The 17154-nt window shown below is 46.3% G+C and carries 20 protein-coding genes; 9 read left to right on the forward strand and 11 right to left on the reverse strand.

The genetic code is table 11. The features are described from left to right. Nucleotides 1-300: 300 nt before the first annotated feature. Both IEY13_RS08440 and IEY13_RS08445 read left to right on the forward strand, forming a co-directional pair. Nucleotides 301-663 carry a DUF4345 family protein gene (locus IEY13_RS08440; protein ID WP_188951546.1) on the forward strand — a complete coding sequence of 121 codons (363 nt, stop codon included), beginning with the start codon at nt 301-303 and terminating at the stop codon, nt 661-663. Nucleotides 664-963: 300 nt separating this feature from the next. Continuing rightward, nucleotides 964-1212 (forward strand): SDR family NAD(P)-dependent oxidoreductase, encoded by a 249-nt coding sequence (locus tag IEY13_RS08445; RefSeq protein ID WP_188951547.1) that lies wholly within the window; start codon nt 964-966, stop codon nt 1210-1212. A gap of 52 nt (nt 1213-1264) precedes the next feature. Here the strand turns inward: IEY13_RS08445 and IEY13_RS08450 are convergent, their stop codons facing one another. The 3 genes from IEY13_RS08450 to IEY13_RS08460 form a co-directional block, all read right to left on the reverse strand. After that, on the reverse strand, nt 1265-1777 hold the full coding sequence (locus IEY13_RS08450) for a hypothetical protein (RefSeq protein WP_188951548.1): 513 nt from the start codon (nt 1775-1777) through the stop codon (nt 1265-1267). 70 nt (nt 1778-1847) lie between these two features. Further along, nucleotides 1848-2363, reverse strand: coding sequence for an SMI1/KNR4 family protein (locus IEY13_RS08455; protein WP_188951549.1), 516 nt, complete (start codon nt 2361-2363; stop codon nt 1848-1850). A 16-nt stretch (nt 2364-2379) separates the two neighbouring features. Continuing rightward, entirely contained in the window at nt 2380-2565 is a 186-nt protein-coding gene (locus IEY13_RS08460) for a hypothetical protein (protein ID WP_188951550.1), read from the reverse strand. Between the two features lie 490 nt (nt 2566-3055). On the opposite strand from IEY13_RS08460, the gene IEY13_RS08465 reads away from it, so the two are divergent. Further along, entirely contained in the window at nt 3056-3685 is a 630-nt protein-coding gene (locus tag IEY13_RS08465; RefSeq protein ID WP_188951551.1) for an alpha-ketoglutarate-dependent dioxygenase AlkB family protein, read from the forward strand. 124 nt (nt 3686-3809) lie between these two features. Here IEY13_RS08465 and IEY13_RS30420 read toward each other — a convergent pair whose 3' ends face one another. Next, complete coding sequence (locus tag IEY13_RS30420; RefSeq protein ID WP_188951552.1) at nt 3810-4076, reverse strand: DUF4134 family protein; 267 nt, start codon at nt 4074-4076, stop codon at nt 3810-3812. A 141-nt stretch (nt 4077-4217) separates the two neighbouring features. On the opposite strand from IEY13_RS30420, the gene IEY13_RS08475 reads away from it, so the two are divergent. Beyond that, the gene (locus IEY13_RS08475) at nt 4218-4655 is read left to right on the forward strand and encodes a nuclear transport factor 2 family protein (RefSeq protein WP_188951553.1); all 438 of its coding nucleotides are present in this window, start codon (nt 4218-4220) and stop codon (nt 4653-4655) included. A gap of 240 nt (nt 4656-4895) precedes the next feature. Here the strand turns inward: IEY13_RS08475 and IEY13_RS08480 are convergent, their stop codons facing one another. Both IEY13_RS08480 and IEY13_RS08485 read right to left on the reverse strand, forming a co-directional pair. Continuing rightward, the gene (locus IEY13_RS08480; protein ID WP_188951554.1) at nt 4896-5324 is read right to left on the reverse strand and encodes a DoxX family protein; all 429 of its coding nucleotides are present in this window, start codon (nt 5322-5324) and stop codon (nt 4896-4898) included. Between the two features lie 52 nt (nt 5325-5376). Then, nucleotides 5377-6015 carry an NADPH-dependent F420 reductase gene (locus IEY13_RS08485; protein ID WP_308421160.1) on the reverse strand — a complete coding sequence of 213 codons (639 nt, stop codon included), beginning with the start codon at nt 6013-6015 and terminating at the stop codon, nt 5377-5379. 147 nt (nt 6016-6162) lie between these two features. Between IEY13_RS08485 and IEY13_RS08490 the strand changes: the two genes are divergently transcribed. Both IEY13_RS08490 and IEY13_RS08495 read left to right on the forward strand, forming a co-directional pair. Further along, on the forward strand, nt 6163-7044 hold the full coding sequence (locus tag IEY13_RS08490) for a pirin family protein (RefSeq protein ID WP_188951555.1): 882 nt from the start codon (nt 6163-6165) through the stop codon (nt 7042-7044). 3 nt (nt 7045-7047) lie between these two features. Next, nucleotides 7048-7632 (forward strand): Crp/Fnr family transcriptional regulator, encoded by a 585-nt coding sequence (locus tag IEY13_RS08495; RefSeq protein ID WP_188951556.1) that lies wholly within the window; start codon nt 7048-7050, stop codon nt 7630-7632. A gap of 318 nt (nt 7633-7950) precedes the next feature. On the opposite strand, the gene IEY13_RS08500 is transcribed toward IEY13_RS08495, so the two are convergent. Continuing rightward, entirely contained in the window at nt 7951-8478 is a 528-nt protein-coding gene (locus IEY13_RS08500; RefSeq protein WP_188951557.1) for a YceI family protein, read from the reverse strand. Between the two features lie 162 nt (nt 8479-8640). Here IEY13_RS08500 and IEY13_RS08505 point away from each other — a divergent pair, with 162 nt between their 5' ends. Further along, the gene (locus IEY13_RS08505) at nt 8641-9399 is read left to right on the forward strand and encodes an SDR family NAD(P)-dependent oxidoreductase (protein ID WP_188951558.1); all 759 of its coding nucleotides are present in this window, start codon (nt 8641-8643) and stop codon (nt 9397-9399) included. 44 nt (nt 9400-9443) lie between these two features. On the opposite strand, the gene IEY13_RS08510 is transcribed toward IEY13_RS08505, so the two are convergent. Both IEY13_RS08510 and IEY13_RS08515 read right to left on the reverse strand, forming a co-directional pair. Then, the gene (locus IEY13_RS08510; RefSeq protein ID WP_188951559.1) at nt 9444-10061 is read right to left on the reverse strand and encodes a Crp/Fnr family transcriptional regulator; all 618 of its coding nucleotides are present in this window, start codon (nt 10059-10061) and stop codon (nt 9444-9446) included. A 92-nt stretch (nt 10062-10153) separates the two neighbouring features. Beyond that, nucleotides 10154-10798, reverse strand: coding sequence for a hydrolase (locus IEY13_RS08515; RefSeq protein WP_188951560.1), 645 nt, complete (start codon nt 10796-10798; stop codon nt 10154-10156). 309 nt (nt 10799-11107) lie between these two features. Here IEY13_RS08515 and IEY13_RS08520 point away from each other — a divergent pair, with 309 nt between their 5' ends. Beyond that, nucleotides 11108-11995: a helix-turn-helix domain-containing protein gene (locus IEY13_RS08520; RefSeq protein ID WP_188951561.1), complete on the forward strand. Its 888-nt coding sequence runs from the start codon at nt 11108-11110 to the stop codon at nt 11993-11995. Between the two features lie 25 nt (nt 11996-12020). Continuing rightward, complete coding sequence (locus tag IEY13_RS08525) at nt 12021-12773, forward strand: SDR family NAD(P)-dependent oxidoreductase (RefSeq protein WP_188951562.1); 753 nt, start codon at nt 12021-12023, stop codon at nt 12771-12773. 83 nt (nt 12774-12856) lie between these two features. Here the strand turns inward: IEY13_RS08525 and IEY13_RS08530 are convergent, their stop codons facing one another. Together IEY13_RS08530 and IEY13_RS08535 are read right to left on the reverse strand one after the other, a co-directional pair. Further along, a complete protein-coding gene (locus IEY13_RS08530; RefSeq protein WP_188951563.1) occupies nt 12857-14788 on the reverse strand; it encodes a sigma 54-interacting response regulator in 1932 nt (643 codons plus the stop codon). Further along, nucleotides 14785-17151: a tetratricopeptide repeat-containing sensor histidine kinase gene (locus IEY13_RS08535; protein ID WP_188951564.1), complete on the reverse strand. Its 2367-nt coding sequence runs from the start codon at nt 17149-17151 to the stop codon at nt 14785-14787. The genes IEY13_RS08530 and IEY13_RS08535 overlap by 4 nt, the downstream gene beginning before the upstream one ends. Nucleotides 17152-17154: the final 3 nt, after the last annotated feature.

The following is a 17154-nucleotide window of genomic DNA, read 5'->3' on the forward strand; positions in this document are numbered from 1 at the left end:
CTCCGGATCTGCGGATTGCTTCTGCGAAGTCGTCCAGCTAAAAAATTTCATCGGCATGGAGATCCGGTTCCATCGGTTGCATAGAGCAGTCGACATAGAGGAGGCGCCATGAATGCCGTAGCATTTGTCGTTGGTGAGACAGCCGAAGCCGCTATCATTAGAAAAATGGAAAAGACCTATCTTTAATTTTTATGACATCTTTTCACTTAACCTATTTGTTGCTCATACGTTCAATGATAGGTTTTGCGATTCAATACTAACTGGGATACTGATCGATCCTACGAAACCATTGGTAATGCAATGAATTTAACACTTAAAGCTTCAGGTCTGATCATAATTGCTGTCGGCATTGTATTGTCGTTCAAGCCCCACCTGGTAAGTCCATCCGCGTCCCAATATACCGGTTATGAGATGATAGAAAACAGGGTCAAGTGGGGCCTACTTATCGGGTTTGGTATTTTCCTGACTGTCTTTCAGCGCTGGGGTCAATGGGGACCAACAGCATGGGCAATACTGGCAACGTTGACCTTTGGTATTATTATGGCGAGATTGATCGGATTTGCCCTGGATGGATTCTTTGGTAAGCAGCTTCTTTGGCTGTTGATAGAAGTTGTAATAGCCTTGATTTTTTCTTTTTTGTATTGGAAGTTTACCGATCAATGAGTAACGGGTATTATGCTGCTACAGCCTCTTGTTGGTCATATTAGGTAAGTACTATATGATGTAAGTTCCGGAATCTGTATACTCCGAAACTTACCATCCGTTTTATCAATTAACTGATGCATGTGCAAGGGAAATCACGTGTTAATAGTGTTCCCTTCGGATTCCATTTTCGTGCTTAAGGATCATACGTGTTTGACGTTTTCTTCAGCCCTGAAGTATAGAAAAAGTTTGGTTCACAGCTATTCGATTAAACTAGCTGCCGAGTAATAAATTAATATACAGTCATCAATAGAGGAAAAAATGAAAAAGACCATATTTATCACTGGTGCATCTACCGGAATGGGAAAAGCCACGGCTATATTCTTTCAGCAAAAAGGTTGGAATGTGATACCAACTATGCGGAATCCTGACAAGGAAACAGATTTAAGTCAACTTGAAAATGTAATCCTCTTACCACTGGACGTCACTGATCCAGGGATGATTAAAAGCGCTGTAACGAAAGCTATCTCTATTCATTCGGTGGATGTTGTTTTTAACAATGCAGGCTAGCTGAGCCAGGCAACAAAAGCCCGGGACACAACAACAATATATAGACACAAAACTATTCGCTATTGCGCATAAGCATTTTCAGCATGAAAAGCAATGCTACCGGACCACATTTAGCTAACAGCAATAAAACAGCGACTGACAACCCGTACCTTAAAAGGGAATATTGGGCAACAAGCAGGTAGGTTGGCAATGTAGCAGGCCCGGCGATTTTATGACCATGTTTACCGGCGCTTTTACAGATAAGATTTTTCTTTCTATTATTCATAGATTTCGTTTTTAAGCCGTCTCTACACTGATTCACTCCGAAGAGTGAAAAGTCAAATACGGCAGTAATAAAATGGTTTATATGCGCTGCACCTACAAAATGCACAGCGCCGGGTACGGCTAAAAACGATAAAATTCCGCTGCACGAGTTTGCACAAACATTAACTACAGGGGCAGGCATCTTACAGCACATAAAGAAGAAGTATAGAAAAATAAATGCGCAACAATAAATAGCAGCATTCTTAAACAAAGGCTGATATGATAATACTAAAAAGCTAAAGTTGTTTTCAGAAAGTCCCATGCAATGTTAATCCGCCTGTTCCGAAAACATTTTCTGTTTACCTGACCGGATACTACAGCAAATGTTGCAGCTAATCAAAATAATTATAGGGATAGTCACCAGCCAGACCACTGCGGATAGTATCCAGCTCCTTGGTAAAAGCAGTCTTCAATGCATTCAAATCTGGTTCCGCTGCATCTAGAAATTGCTCCAGTTGGCAGAGAACCTGAGCCAGTAGTAGAAAGCTGTCAAAACTTACAGCCAGATCAGTAAAGCCCTCAGACGTGTATTCACCCGTATCATGGTCATAAAATAACACAGTTCCTGTAGTCGGGCTGATAAACCACTCATCCCCCTGTCCGGAACGGCCGGCCATCCAATAGATGTCTGCCACCTCCGGAAAATGAGCACGGAGACAGGCATTTTCTTTCTGCGCTTCTTCCAGCCCAAACAGGATGATATCCGGAGTGATTTCACTGGTAGCGCACCGGGCAAGGAATGCGTGGTAAACTGTATCCGTAACCGGCACAATGGAAAGATTTGCCGGCGGCTGCTTTCGCTGAGCCAGGCTGCCCAGGAATAATCCGTTATCTGTAAGGTTAAACATAGAAACAAAATTAAAATCAGTTACGCAAAGCGAGTGCCACAAGGACAAACGTCCAGGTAAGGCTCATGATAGCGCCTACCAGCATTGCGATAAGCCGGAAGGTATTTTTACCCGGATTTACTGCCAGTATCCTGAACCTCCGGAAGCTCATGCAGAAGATTTCCGGCTCCTGCTGTTGGTTAGATTGTTGTTGTACTAACATAGTATACCTACCAGTTTTTTTATCATTTACTGTGAGCCAAAACTATTCTGCCGGTCTGAGCGCGAAAGGACAGGGTCACCATATCTGAAAATAAGGGCACGCGTCCCACTGTAGGGCAACTCCGGAATCCAGGAAGGTCTGATGCCAGATGCTACCGTTAAATCCCCCCGACAAATCCTTTTACTACTATTGAATGCAAAAAAGCCAATTCCGTGTCCGGTTTTACAGAAAAATATTTTTCGCCAGGTATATTACATGACCGTTGACACAGCCATATCTCATTCCCGAAATGCCAAAAAGAACTATCTGTCCGTCACCTTAATACCAGCAGGCCGGACAGATCACTCCACACACAAACTTCGATCACCTGAACGCAACTGAAAATATCTGATTGCCAGCACCTGGTCATTGTAAAAAAGTAGCCGCTTTTTGTAAAAAACACAGAAAACTAACTTATTTAGCATTTCAGAAATATCCGTATCTTCGGGCTATGTTACTTTTTGACGATGTGGCGCTGTTTGACGAGGGGAAGAAAAGATATACAGACTTTAACCTGCCTGGTGCTGAGCTGCGCCTGTGGGAGCAGTTTTATGATAAAGCTGCCTCTGACCATTACTACCGGTTGCTGGAAACCACCACTCCCTGGCAGCAACGGGAAAGGAAGATATATGACCGGATAGTGCCTGATCCACGTCTGACCGCATATTATGGTGGTGCCAACGGCAATGCCTGGACAAAGCCTCTGCTGGAGATTAAAGAGCAGGTAGAACAAACCAGCCGCATACAGTTCGACCGGGTACTGCTGAACTATTACAGGGATGGTAACGACTCCGTGGCGTGGCACAGTGATACGCTGCCGAAAGATGGCAAACACCATGAGATAGCTTCTGTAACCTTCGGGGCTACACGCCTGTTCAAAGTAAGGCACAAAACCGATAAGACTGTACAGCAACTGAATATTCCACTGACACACGGCAGCTTTCTGCTGATGGGTGCGTCCCTGCAGAACCATTATGAACACCAGGTACCTAAGACCACCAAAGCTACCGGCGGCAGGATTAACCTTACATTCCGCATATCTGAATCTTCAAAGCCGGTGTATGTTGTGGAGAAGAGGTAACACGAAAAAAGAAATAAACCAGTCAAAGACGCTTCAGACAGAGTAGTGCGTTAGCAGCAGATGGATAAGCTTGTCAGCCCTGCGGTGAAATATGAAAATGCCGGTTTTGAATAACCGCCGCCCATCACCCGTGTACAGGGCATCTGCAATTACACATCATTTCCGGTATTGTATTTAATAACACCGCCACAATGAAAAGGAATATACCGGCAGCAATCCACGAGCTGAAGATTCTGCCTGAGTCAGCACTCCCCTTCTTCCACACAGATACCAGCTTTACTGTACCGGTTATAAGTATAATAGCAGATATTGAATACAGTAAGTGAACACCTGTTGTACTATATTCTGCAAAGTCTGTTGCCAGAAAAAATAAGTTTTGAGAAGTAATCATAGAGGACGATTTTATTCCTGTTTCGACTATACAACTCTAACAACGAAAAAACGGAGCAGACATTATTCTATCATTAAAATAAAATGGTTTGTGTTTTCTTACCGGGAACTGCTAATTTCAGAGACGATAAAACACTCATCCATGAATTATGAAATCATTGAGCAGATACAACACCTTTTCACCGGTGCGGATGAAAGAAACTGGGAAAAAGTAGCAGCCACGCTTGATGAGAAAGTGCTGCTGGATTATTCTTCTATGAACGGCGCACCGGCGACCTGGCTTACCCCTGATGAGATTATTACCATATGGGCCGGTTTTCTGCCAGGCTTTGACAGCACCCGGCATCAGCTCAGTGGTTTTTCTATGGGCGAAAACGAATATACGGCCAGTGTTCATTTCAGCGGCAAGGCAGACCATTTTATTAACGTAGAAAGATGGACTGTGGAAGGAACTTATGATGTGGAACTTATATACAGTCAGCGTTCATGGCGTATTACAGCGCTGAAGTTTAATTTATCCGGTCAGAGTGGCAACACAGCATTACCTGCTCTCGCAGTGGAAAGAATGAATAAGGCCTGAGAATAATTCACACAACGAAACTTCCAATGCTTTGAACCCGGATCAGAACCCTGAAGTGAGTGACACAACAGGCGATGCCACCTGCGCTGCTGCCGGAAGAACGAAAAAAACAAGACTCCTGTTTTTCCTGCTTCCGGGTACAGAAACCTAAGCAAAACAATGGAAAAAACTGCGGTTAAAAACAAAACAGGCTGCATCAGCAGATACAGCCTGTTTGCGTATAAATGACCAGCTAACTACCTACACCGCCAGTGCAGAAGGACGGGCAACCTTAGCGCTGGTATTGCGCCATGCATCGATGGACCAGGCACCTGCACCGTTAGCCATAATCAGCAGGGCTCCGCCCAGGATAGACATGTTCTTCATGAACATAATCATCTGCAGCTGCTTCATCATAGGATCAGTTACATTCCAGAAAGCGTGCATGGATATGGATACCGGCACAATGAACAGCGCTATCAGAACAGCACCAATCCGGGCCTGAAACCCTGCCAGAATACTAAGCCCACCCACCAAAGCCATGAGGCCGGAAAAGGGCACCACCCAAGCAGCCAGCGGCACGCCCTGAGATTCTGCATATTGTACAGTACCTGCTGAAAAATGAGATAAACCAGACATGATAAAGATTAAAGAGAATAATACCCGTGCTAAAACTGTTGCGTATTTCATAACGATAAATTTTATAGTATTTGTAAATGATTGAATTGATTAATGGCAGTAATTACAATCTGATCAGATTTAATGAAGCCAGTGCCTGCTTAGGCTGCTGTAGTTTGCTGCTGGTGGCCAGATCGCCCAGATCAACGGGAGCAAAGCCAATGGCATCTATTACAGCGGCAACATCCGTTTTGGCCGCGCCATCATCACCTGACAAGAACATCACCCTGCGACCGCCGGCCTCCTGCGGATTCTTTTCCAGTATTTTGAAATAAAGGGTATTGAAAGATTTTACCACTCTTGCACCAGGCACATAACCGGCAACTACCTGCGAAGAAGCTTTGCCTCCCAGATCGGCCAGTTGAAAATCGGGCGCAAAAGTGATAAAGTGATTGGTGGCATCAATTACTACTTTATCAGTCCAGTCTGTAACACCAGCGAGGCCAGGTACCGCACCCCATGGCAGCGCCAGTAAAACAATATCAGCAGCGGCTGCCTGCTGAATAGTACCGGCTACAGCACCGTTACCCAGTTCCGCTACAGTACCTGCCAGACTTTCCGGACCGGAGCTGTTGCTGATAGTAACTGAAAACCCTGCATTTACGAGATGACGGGCTACTGTTTTACCGATATTACCTGCGCCGATGATTCCGATTGACTTTTTCATAATTATACTTTTATGTTTTTTGTTTTTGATTACGATGTAAAATTACCCCGGTGCCCAAAGGTGCCGAATGACCTATCACATCAAAATGAGTTGATTTACATCAAGCGTATTACTTAAGCCAGACCAATGGTACCGCTCACCGGTTATCTCAATTTTGGTTGTTATAAATAATATATAAGAGATATGAAAAAGAGCATCCTTACCGTAAATAATGGCAGAAACGAAAGAGTAGGTGAATTTCTGGTGAACCGTTTATTACCTATGCCACAAAAAAAAGCCGTGGGACCGGTTGTGTTTCTGGACCATATATATCCTATTGACCTGGCGGATACCACAGCACAGATACCTAACGGCGACTTTGCACATCCGCATCGCGGCATTGCCACATTCAGCTATGTATTAAATGGTCAGCTGGCACACTGGGACAGTAAAGGCCATCACGATATTATTAACAAAGGCGGCGTACAATGGATGAAAGCCGGTAACGGCATCGTTCACGACGAACAGCCCTCGGGGCCTGCGGGCGGCGGCACTTTTCATTCCCTGCAGTTCTGGATCACGTTACCGGCGGCCAACAAACGGGAAGCAGCCGAATACCAGTCAGTAAAAGGAGAAGACATTCCGGAAATACCTTTACCGGGTGAAGCAGGAACGTTGCGGGTGTTACTCGGCAGTTTCGGCAGCACCTCTTCCCCTGTAAAAACCTATACCCATCAGTTTATTTATCATCTGCGGATACAGGCCAAATCTACATTCCGGTGGAAGGCCGGAACGGGAAACGAGTTTGCTGCCTTTGTTCCCGACAATACAATAATCCTGAACGGCAGAGAGTTGCGGAAAAGCAAAATTGCTATCTTTGGGAACGAAGGGGACGAGTTTGTAATGGAGAACCCGGATATCGTCCCGGCTGATGTATTCCTGTTTGGCGGAGAAGCCTACAACGAAGCCATTGTATCGCAGGGGCCGTTTGTAATGAACAGCTATTCTGAAATTGCGGAAGCCTACAAAGATTTCTTCGATAACAAATACGGGACCATCCAATATTTGAAAAAACAATCTGTTTAAAGCATGCATGATTTTCTCAGGAATTACATTGACAAACTTACGGGAGCGTCTATGTCTGATGAAGAATTCAACCACCTGAAAGATGCGTTTACCACCAAAACGGTAAAGAAAAAACAATACTTACTGCACGAAGGCAGTGTGTGCAAGTACATGGGCTTTATTGTGAAAGGCGCTATGCGCAAGTATCTGATTGATGATAAAGGCAACGAGCATATAGTAAGGTTCGGCATAGAGGAATGGTGGATGAGCGACCGGGAAAGTTTTACGATGCTCCGCCCTTCCCGCTACAATATAGATGCGGTGGAGGATACGGAACTGCTGGTGGCTACCAACGAGAAGCTTTCGCGGCTGAAAGATGTATCCCCGCTGTTTATTAAGATGTCACAGATTCTTGATGAAAAAAGTTATGCGGCCTCCGAAAGCAGAATTGAAGCGAGCCTGATATTGACCGCGGAAGAAAAGCTGGTACAACTGATGGAATCTTATCCTGCTTTTTTACAACGTTTTCCGCAGACAATGATCGCTTCCTATCTGGGGCTCACTCCTGAAACACTGAGCCGCGTACGGAAGCAGGTGTTGAGTAAATAATCTGCGGCTATCACTGCAGGTCACCGACAATAAAAACAGCTGTAGAATTCTACAGCTGTTTTTATTGGGGTAAAACCAACTTACTTCCCTGTAACAAAATAATAATGAATGCAGCACCTCAGCAAACAAAAAGAATGCAGCTATCCTGTGATAGCGCATTCTTACCTGATGCAGCGGGGGGGCTGCAATAATCTGTTTCATTAATTGTGATGCAAAGCCAGTGTTATAGAAAACATAACCAATGAAGCAATAGCCAGTAAGCTCCAGGCCAGCACACCACATTCAAACCTTTTCATAATATAACATTTTGGTATAGTACTATCCTCTGGTCAGCTGTATATTAGCCAGCAGGCGGATATCTTCACCTACCAGCAAACCACCTGCTTCTGTTACCGCGTTCCAGGTAAGATTAAAATCTGTTCTGTTCAGTACGCCTTTCAGTTCAAAGCCTGCTTTTTCGTTACCCCAGGGATCTTTCATGGCACCGCCGTAGGTTACATCCAGCACCACCGGTTTTGTAACATCCTTGATGGTAAGGTCGCCGGTCAGTTCAAAGTCTTCCCCGCCGATCCTTTTGAAAGAGGTAGACTTAAACGAGATCATCGGATACTTGTCTGCCTCAAAAAAATCAGCGCTTTTCAGATGTTCATCCCGCTGGGCATTATTAGTGGAAATAGAATTCACATGCGCGTCAAAAGATACTTCACCGGCATGAAAATCGTCGCCAGCCGTTACATTGCCGGTGAACTGCGTAAAGGCACCTGTGATAGTAGTAATCACCAGGTGTTTTACTTTAAACTGAATCTCAGAGTGTGTGGGGTCGATTGTCCATGTGTTCGTTTGCATAATATTTTGTTTGATTTGATGATGTAAAATTGCAACTCTCCATGCTGCCGCTAAATAACCCTTGTTAAGAAAACGGATTGATACAAATCAACCGCTTTTCATACTTCATATCAACCACTGCGCATGCCCGGGCAGATAGCTTTGCCTTATCAAACAAATCGTATGAATATACTTACAGGCAAAGTGGCCGTGATTACCGGCGGCGCGGCAGGAATTGGAAAAGCAACCGCACAGCGGTTTTTAGCAGAAGGTGCGAAAGTCATGATCGTAGATATACAGGAGGAGCAGTTACAGAAAACCGTAGCGGAATTCAACACACCGGACATTTCCTATAGCGTGGCGGATGTTTCTTCCGAAAAAGATGCTGCCAGATATATCAGTGAAACCATTACAAAATTCGGCAGCATTGATATAGTGTTTGCGAACGCAGGAATAGAGGGCATTATGAAACCTGTGCAGGAGTATCCCACAGAGGTATTTGACAAAGTGTATGCAGTAAACGTACGGGGTACCTTTCTCACGCTGAAATACGCCATACCTGTTATGGCAGACGGAGGCAGCATTATTATTACCTCTTCTATCGGCGGTTTCGGCAGCTCCCCTTTTGCCTCCGGATATGTAGCCACCAAACATGCGGTGATGGGTATTATGCGTACTGCTGCACTGGAGCTGGCAAACAGAAAAATCAGGGTCAACACGGTACACCCCAGTCAGGCTAATACCAGAATGATGAAGGATATTGAAAAAGACCTGGGCATTACACAAACATCAGGACAGGCTTTTGCGGCAGGTATACCACTGGGCAGATATGCGGAGCCGGAAGAAATAGCGAGCATGGTAACCTATCTGGCATCCGATGAAAGCCGGTTTATAACAGGCACTACTTTCCGGGTAGACGGCGGCATGGATGCACCTTTCTGAAACAGTTCAAAACAACCTGCCGGCCGCCGTCTGGCGGCAGGTTGTTATACCGGCATCAACGATGAAGCAAAAACACTTCTGCCTTTCAGCAACCGCTTCCGCTCGCGGCAGAAAGTGGCCGGTGTTATCCCGATATAGGCGGCAAGTATGTTCTGCGGAAAGCGATGAAAGTAAACAGGATGATACTCCATCAGGTAAGCCACCCGTTCTATAGCAGTAAAATGCTGCAGAAGCTTCATCCTGGTTTCCAGCGCCAGATAACTGTACAGGGCAAATGCTCCGGACAGGTGAGAAAAGTATAATGTGCAACCAGCCAATATCCTGATTTCATCTGCCGGCAACACCATGATTTCGGAGTCTTCCAGCGCTTCTATGTAGTATGCAGATGGTGCATCCCTGAATATACCACCGGCATCCAACATCCAGGCATCTTCCAGTGCCAGATCAGATACATGTTCCGTACCTGCGGAATCAATGCTATACTTTCTAAGCGCACCTTTTACCACATAATAAATGTCCCTTCCGGGAATACCTTCATAAAGCAGAAACTGCTTCTTACGCAACATTCTCCGCCGGATAAGTGCTGCTAAAACAGCAAAATCAGCATCGGAAACCTCCGGTCCGGTTAACAGGTTCAGGCTTCGTCTTATATTATCATTCATAGTCAGCATCTGATTAACATAAGGAAGCCACCAACCGCAGCTGGTGGCTATCCGCGTAAAAAAAGCGTATCACACAACCAGAAGTGGAGCGCTTATGATTTAACAGGCTCTGTTGCCAGTAACTGCTGTTCCCATAACAGGCTGGTACCCACATTACCCATATGATCTACGAGCATCTGCCCCAGCGCTTCTACTGTTGCTGTTCTGGCCCAGTCACGCTGCAGCTCAGAAGCAAATACCGTCCAGGTAATGGGAACCGCACCGGCATGTACCATACGCAGCACCGCCATTTCGTGCGCTTCCAGGCTTACACCACCGGAAGCATCCGTTACAATATATACTTCGTAACCTTCGCCCAGGGCCTGAATCACCGGCATGGCCAGACAGATTTCTGTCCACAGCGCAGCCATCACAATCTTTTTCTTACCTGTATTCTTTACCCACTCAATCACACGGGCATCTTCCCAGGTATTGATAAACGTACGGTCTATCGGCTTCTGATCCGGGAATATCTCCTGCAGTTGTTTCAGCAGAAAACCACCGCGCGATTCCAGCACGGTACTTAACAAAACAGGTACACCAAAGGCTTTGGCGCTTTTTGCCAGGCCCACCACATTGTTGATGATCGTTTGCGTATCATGGCTTCTTAAGCCTGCAAACTGAAAAGGCTGGTGATCTATGAGTATCAATGCACAGTTATCCGGCGTCAGCAGCGCCTCTAATCCGTTCTTTGACATAGCAGATGTCTTTTATTTTATAGATGATTGTAGGCTGCAAATGTATCCGCATTCAGCAGGTACCCCCTTATACATAACAAGGCAGAGATTGTACATATCATTTTAATTTAAAAAGCCAACAATGCTCCATAACCCTTACTGCAACTACATTTCGTTGCATACAGATGCCACCCGGCACGAAATATCGTTCCGGTAGAAACACTAAACAATGCACAAACACTGGGTTTCAACCGGTTATAAACCGGGCCTTTGTTTTGCATATACCGGCCAACGAGTACATATTTTCCGATAACCATTTCAATATCATTTATGAATACCATTGCATTCCCTGGCAGCAGAAACATCCATGGCACCGAAGTATATTTCGAAATGCAGACACTGGAATGGATAAAGGCGAACAACCATACCACTTACACCGCTATCCATGAACAGCAAAGCTTTGAAATGATTTATGTAACCGAAGGAAGCGGCGTACACTGCATTAATTATGAACAATACGAACTGTGTAAAAACACCATCTACTGTGTGGCACCGGGTTACAGCCACAAACTGATGCTGGACCCCGGAACGAAAGGGTATCTGCTCTCCTTCTCAGAATCCTTTCTGGCCACACACAGAGATCTGCATGATTATGAGCCGGACGGATATATCTATACTCAGTTTCACAACTACCCTTCGCTTGCTGTGGACGCAGAGTCATCGGAAGAAATGAAAGATATTCTGTCGATGATAGACAGGGAAATGAAGAAACACGGACTTAAGCGGATGGACCTGTTAAACAGGTACCTGCGCATTTATCTGATACTGTTTCAGCGGGAGGTAATCAGTTCTATTCCTACTATCCGGGAAAAGGTTCAGTATGGGCTGACAGATAAATTTTTCCTGCTGCTGGAGTACAACTTCAAACAAAAAAAATCGGTCAACGCCTATGCAAAAGAACTCTGCGTTACACCGAACTATCTGAACCAGATGATCAAACGTGCCACAGGACAGTCTGCCCGTTATCATATCACCCAGCGGATATTGCAGGAAGCCAAAAGAAAACTCAGTCAGCCAGACATCACGATGAAAGAGGTGGCGTTTATGCTGGGCTTTGATGACATTGCCCATTTCAGCAAATTCTTCAAGAACGGAACGGGCTTTACTTTTTCCACACTAAAGAAACGATGTGCCGGCGAGCGGGCGCAGCTTATTTAATAAACATCCAGATATTTAAAATTGTATGAGTACACTTCAGGGTAAGGTAGCTATCATCACCGGTGCAGGTCGCGGCATCGGCGCTGCCATTGCAGAATTATTTGCCGGAGAAGGCGCATCCGTTGTACTGACAGATGTGGAAAGCACTTCTCTTCAACAGGTAACAGACACTATCATCGCACAGGGCGGACATGCCATCCGGCTGCAGCATGATGTATCCAGCGAAGAAGACTGGCAGAAAGTAACTGCAACGGCCATGGAGCAGTGGGGCAGAATTGACATTCTGGTGAATAATGCGGGAATCACCGGCAATCTGGATATTCCTTTTGAAGAAAGAACCCTGCAGGAGTTTAACAAAGTAATAGCCGTAAATCTTACCGGCCAGTTCCTGGGCATCAAAACCACACAGGCTTTTATGACTGCAGGTGCATCAATCGTCAATGTATCATCAATAGCAGGTATCACGGGAAATGCAGGCGGCAATGCCTACACGGCTTCCAAAGGGGGTTCAAGAATGCTTTCAAAGGGAGCTGCCATAGACCTGGCAAAACGCGGCATCCGTGTCAACTCCCTTCATCCGGGTTATACCGAAACACCGATGGTTGCTAACATGCAGGGCGCTGCAGCATTTAAGGAAATGGCACTGGGCGCCACTCCGCTGGGCAGAGGCTCCAGCCCGTACGAGATTGCTCAGAGCGTTCTTTTTCTGGCGAGTGACGCAGCCTCCTTCATCACCGGAGCGGAGCTGGTTGCAGACGGTGGCTTTACTGCCTTTTAGCAACAGGCGGGTAAGCATTCATGCTCACCCGCCTGCTTCTGTTACACCTTCAGGTATTACATCAGCCGGAAGAGGCTTCCCGGCTATACACCAATACCTTTTACTATACCCAGTTTCTTCATTTTAGATGCCAGTGTGGTTGGGGGTATCTTCAGTAGTTCTGCTGCTCCACCCGGACCATATATTTTACTGTCGCACAGCCTCAGAACATGGATAATGTGTTCCCGTTCATTTTCTTCCATGGTTCTGATGCGCCGGCGATCACTCCCCTCCTCACAAAAGTCGCCCTTCAGCAAAGAAAGATTATCAATATAATAACCGCTGGTCATTACAACAGCCCTTTCAATAAAGTTCTCCAGCTCCCTCACATTGCCGGGCCAGTCATAACTGAGCAACTGGCTCATGACCTCCCGCGAAATCTCATAAGGATACTCCCCACCGGCATGCTCCTGCTGACGTTTCAGAAAGTACTCCGCCAGTAGCGGTATATCTTCTTTCCGGTCTCTCAGAGGCGGCATGGTTACCGGAAAAACATTTAACCGGTAATACAGGTCCATTCTGAATCTGCCGGATGCCACTTCTTTCTCCAGATTTCTGTTTGTTGCAGCAATCACGCGGATGTCCACCCTGATAAGCGATCTTCCGCCCACCCTTTCAATTTCGCGCTGCTGCAGTACTCTTAACAGCTTTACCTGGGCGCTTAAAGGCATTTCGCCAATCTCATCCAGAAAGATGGTGCCTCCGTCTGCCATCTCAAATTTACCCGTGCGGGTATCGGCAGCGCCGGTAAAAGCGCCCTTTTCATGACCAAACAGTTCAGACTCTATCAGGTCAATGGGCAGCGAAGCACAGTTAACAATGATGAAGGGCCGGTCTTTACGGGCAGAGAGGCTATGTATACTTTTTGCTATCCGCTCTTTGCCGGTACCGTTTTCCCCCAGTATCAGCACAGAGGTATCCCGCTGCGCAACTTTCCTTATCAGATCAAAAATCATCAGCACGGCTGAGCTCCGGCCCACAATACCTGCAAACGAACTACCGGACACCGAAGATGCACTGCCGGCTTGCGGCTTCTGCGTCAACTGCCGGCCGGTAACAGGCGCGAAGAGTTTGCTGAACGCAGCTTCAAGATGACTCCTTACCACATCCAGTTTTTGTATATGTTCCTGCTGATATGTATTTCCTGTTTTACTGAAAAAACACATCACCTGAATGTCTCCGTCCGCCATCAACAACGGATAACAGAGGCATGATTTCAGCCGGAAAAACCGGGAGTAAAACCCGGCAAGGCTGCTGCTGCGGGCCAGCCCGTCGAAATCCGCCATGGTGCGGATAAACGGATTGTTTAATGCGGGCGACTCCAGGCTCAGTTCTTTCAGTACGCCCTTCTGGTGGCCCGATATATTGGAAAGTTCTGTAAACCCCAGCCGCTGGTATTCGCGGAAGTCAGTACGCAGATAGCCGGGGTACTGAATACGCAGCATTTTGTTTTCGTTTTTCAAACAGGTAAAGTAATCAAACGGTACAATGTTCTGCAGTATCTCAGGAACACTTCCCGGTATACGCTCATCCATTTCAGTGAGGAGATTAATATCGCGCAGCGACTTCCTTACACTGTTCAGTTCCATGGTTTTGTACTCAGTACTCTTCTGGTGCCTGAATAACGCAATATCGATTGCTACAAGCAGATCTTTTTCGCGGAAAGGTTTTACCAGAAACCCGTAAGGCTGGGTAAGCTTCGCTTCCCGGAGAACCGACTCGCTGGAGTTAGCAGATAAATAAATAAAAGGAATACACTTTGAATGAAGCTGGTGTGCCAGCGTTATGCCATTGGCTGTTCCTTTCAGCTGTATATCCAGTAATACCAGCTGCGGACGACTGCTCTCCATCAGTGAAAGCGCTTTTGCTACCGAAACAGCAATGCCACATACCTGATAACCGGCCGTCTCCAGCACGCCTTTCAGCTGGTCTGCAACAGCAAATTCATCCTCTACAATCAGAATTCCACCCATCATTGTTTTTCATTTAACTGATTAATGTCTGTAATCATTTCTATCCCGGCTTTATCCGCATCCCTGTTAAAAAATATAGTAATACATACACCATTATCCGATACTATCTGCAGGTTTGCCTCCAGCTGATCACAGAAACCCCTGATCAGCGTTATGCCGAAAGAATCTGCCCGTAAAGGATCAAACCCGGGAGGGAAACCGATTCCGTTATCCCGCAGCACAAGGGTATACCCCTGTTCATTCCCGGAAAAAGTCAGTTCAATTAGCCCTTCCGGCTGTTGGGGAAAAGCATATTTAACGGCATTGGTAACTGCCTCGTTAAGAATCAGACCTATGGGTATTGCCTGCTGTATCGGAAGCTCCACATCGGCTATGTGAATGCGGAAACGTACCCGGTCATCTTTGTTATAACCATCATTCAGATACAATATAAGTTCGCCGATATAGGACTGCACGTTAACAAACTGCAGGCTTTCGGACATATACAGCTTCTGATGCAGCAGAGACAAAGACTGAATCCGGTGCCTGCTGTCGTGGAAAGCACGTATGGCGCTCTCATCTTTTAAGCGAACGGCCTGTGAATATAGCAGGCTGTTTACCAGTTGAAGACTGTTTTTTACGCGGTGGTGCACTTCCACCAGCAATGATTCTTTTTCCCTGATCAGCTGACTCTTCTCTTCCAGTAACCGCTCTTTTTCATTGATCAGATTCTGCAGGGAGGCATTCCTCGTAAAGATCATCTGCTGTTGCTGACTCAGTACAGCATTGATGCGCTTCTTCTTCCTGGAATCGAGAAACATAAAAATCAATACCATTAATATAACTGCCAGCCCTGCGGAAATCAGCCGCCGCTCCATCACCGCTTTCTGCAGACGTCCTTCCTGTAAGGTTTCATTCTGTTTCAGCAGTGTTATACTGTGCTCTTTCTGCGCTACATCATACTGCATGCGGAGCTCTTCAATCTGTTTACTTTTCTGTGCAGAGAAAATGGAATCATGCAATTCTTTGTAAGCCCTGAAATGGGCAATTGCAGAAAAATGATTGCCGCTTGCCGAATCCGCTCTGAAACGCATAAACTCAATATCCCTTAATCTGGAGACACCGGAGGCATCGCTTTTCATCACCAGAAAGCGGCTGATATATATGGCGGCCAGATTGAATTTATTCCAGCGCGTATACAGATCAGCCAGCTGAAAATACTCCAGTTGAATGTTGCCGGCCCTGTCATTATGCAGCGCCAGCTTAATGGATGTGAGATAGTAATCCTCCGCTGCAGCATAATTACCCAGTGCCTTGTTACAATCTCCCTTTGCACCTGCAATCTGCTGGCGGGCGTAATCGGTTTCCGGATACAGCATGGCATTACAGCTGTCCAGAAAGTACAGGGCCTCAATTTTACGCCCCTGCAAAACCATACAGTGTGCCATCTGCCGCAGTACGGTATATACTGCAAAGCGCTGGTGTACGTCCGGATTCTTACCGGCCATAAAACAACTGAGTGCTGCCCTCAGGTATTGCAGCGATTTTTCGTTCTCACCCAGCACCTGATACCAGGTACCCAAACTACCGTTCAGCTGGGAGGCAGTAAACGGATCAATATCTTTATTACCATGGGCCAGCGCCTGCATGCCGTTGCTGATAGCAATGTTATAGTTGCCGTCGGACGACTCCACTGTAGCCAGCAGCCGGTACGTATCTGCAAGGGCCGCTGCCCGGGTAAATTGCTGAACGGACAATAGCCAGAGCAGCTTCTTACGGGCTTCTGCAATGTTGCCGGTGGAAATGAGCATATCGGCAAGACGCTGATGAATTTCCACCTGTTTATGTATACGGCCTGTTTTTTTAAATAACTGCAATGCCCGTTCATAACGATCTTTTTTTACATCCAGATAAGGCGGCAGCAGCGGCGTCCGGTCTGCAAACTTAAACCAGGCTTCCGCCCTCAGACTGTCGTTTCCGGCAACACTGTCCACCAGTATGGCTGCTGTAAAAAAACGGCTGGCCCGGTCAACTTTATCACACCTGAAAAAAAATCTTCCGGCTGCCACCAAGCTCTGATGTTTCAGCACAGTGATGCCCGAAGACATCGCCAGCCTGATTGCCGCCTGCAGAGGAGGAAATGCACTATCCACCTTCTTTTTATTCGTGTAGTTCCATTCGGTATCATAATACTGTTCCGCAGTTTTCAGCAGTGCCACCACCTGTACAGAGTCGCGGTTTAGTTTCTTTGCGGGCGTTCCGGGTATAAATATCTCCGGTCCGGCAAATGCGGCCGCACAGCACACCATAAGCAGCATCAGCACCGGCAACCATCTTCCGGCGCATTGGCGGTATTGATATACGTTATGTTTACATAATACATTCATTCC

The sequence above is a fragment of the Filimonas zeae genome (assembly GCF_014641615.1).
GTDB classification, from domain to species: domain Bacteria; phylum Bacteroidota; class Bacteroidia; order Chitinophagales; family Chitinophagaceae; genus Filimonas; species Filimonas zeae.

Bases quoted from the DNA above. Each gene is read 5' to 3' on its own strand.
- IEY13_RS08535 (WP_188951564.1), bottom strand. From the start codon at position 17,151: ATGAATGTATTATGTAAACATAACGTATATCAATACCGCCAATGCGCC.
- IEY13_RS08465 (WP_188951551.1), top strand. From the start codon at position 3,056: ATGTTACTTTTTGACGATGTGGCGCTGTTTGACGAGGGGAAGAAAAGA.
- IEY13_RS08460 (WP_188951550.1), bottom strand. From the start codon at position 2,565: ATGTTAGTACAACAACAATCTAACCAACAGCAGGAGCCGGAAATCTTC.
- IEY13_RS08515 (WP_188951560.1), bottom strand. From the start codon at position 10,798: ATGTCAAAGAACGGATTAGAGGCGCTGCTGACGCCGGATAACTGTGCA.
- IEY13_RS08475 (WP_188951553.1), top strand. From the start codon at position 4,218: ATGAATTATGAAATCATTGAGCAGATACAACACCTTTTCACCGGTGCG.
- IEY13_RS08500 (WP_188951557.1), bottom strand. From the start codon at position 8,478: ATGCAAACGAACACATGGACAATCGACCCCACACACTCTGAGATTCAG.
- IEY13_RS08520 (WP_188951561.1), top strand. From the start codon at position 11,108: ATGAATACCATTGCATTCCCTGGCAGCAGAAACATCCATGGCACCGAA.
- IEY13_RS08440 (WP_188951546.1), top strand. From the start codon at position 301: ATGAATTTAACACTTAAAGCTTCAGGTCTGATCATAATTGCTGTCGGC.
- IEY13_RS08445 (WP_188951547.1), top strand. From the start codon at position 964: ATGAAAAAGACCATATTTATCACTGGTGCATCTACCGGAATGGGAAAA.
- IEY13_RS30420 (WP_188951552.1), bottom strand. From the start codon at position 4,076: ATGATTACTTCTCAAAACTTATTTTTTCTGGCAACAGACTTTGCAGAA.
- IEY13_RS08480 (WP_188951554.1), bottom strand. From the start codon at position 5,324: ATGAAATACGCAACAGTTTTAGCACGGGTATTATTCTCTTTAATCTTT.
- IEY13_RS08490 (WP_188951555.1), top strand. From the start codon at position 6,163: ATGAAAAAGAGCATCCTTACCGTAAATAATGGCAGAAACGAAAGAGTA.
- IEY13_RS08450 (WP_188951548.1), bottom strand. From the start codon at position 1,777: ATGGGACTTTCTGAAAACAACTTTAGCTTTTTAGTATTATCATATCAG.
- IEY13_RS08505 (WP_188951558.1), top strand. From the start codon at position 8,641: ATGAATATACTTACAGGCAAAGTGGCCGTGATTACCGGCGGCGCGGCA.
- IEY13_RS08495 (WP_188951556.1), top strand. From the start codon at position 7,048: ATGCATGATTTTCTCAGGAATTACATTGACAAACTTACGGGAGCGTCT.
- IEY13_RS08525 (WP_188951562.1), top strand. From the start codon at position 12,021: ATGAGTACACTTCAGGGTAAGGTAGCTATCATCACCGGTGCAGGTCGC.
- IEY13_RS08510 (WP_188951559.1), bottom strand. From the start codon at position 10,061: ATGAATGATAATATAAGACGAAGCCTGAACCTGTTAACCGGACCGGAG.
- IEY13_RS08530 (WP_188951563.1), bottom strand. From the start codon at position 14,788: ATGATGGGTGGAATTCTGATTGTAGAGGATGAATTTGCTGTTGCAGAC.
- IEY13_RS08455 (WP_188951549.1), bottom strand. From the start codon at position 2,363: ATGTTTAACCTTACAGATAACGGATTATTCCTGGGCAGCCTGGCTCAG.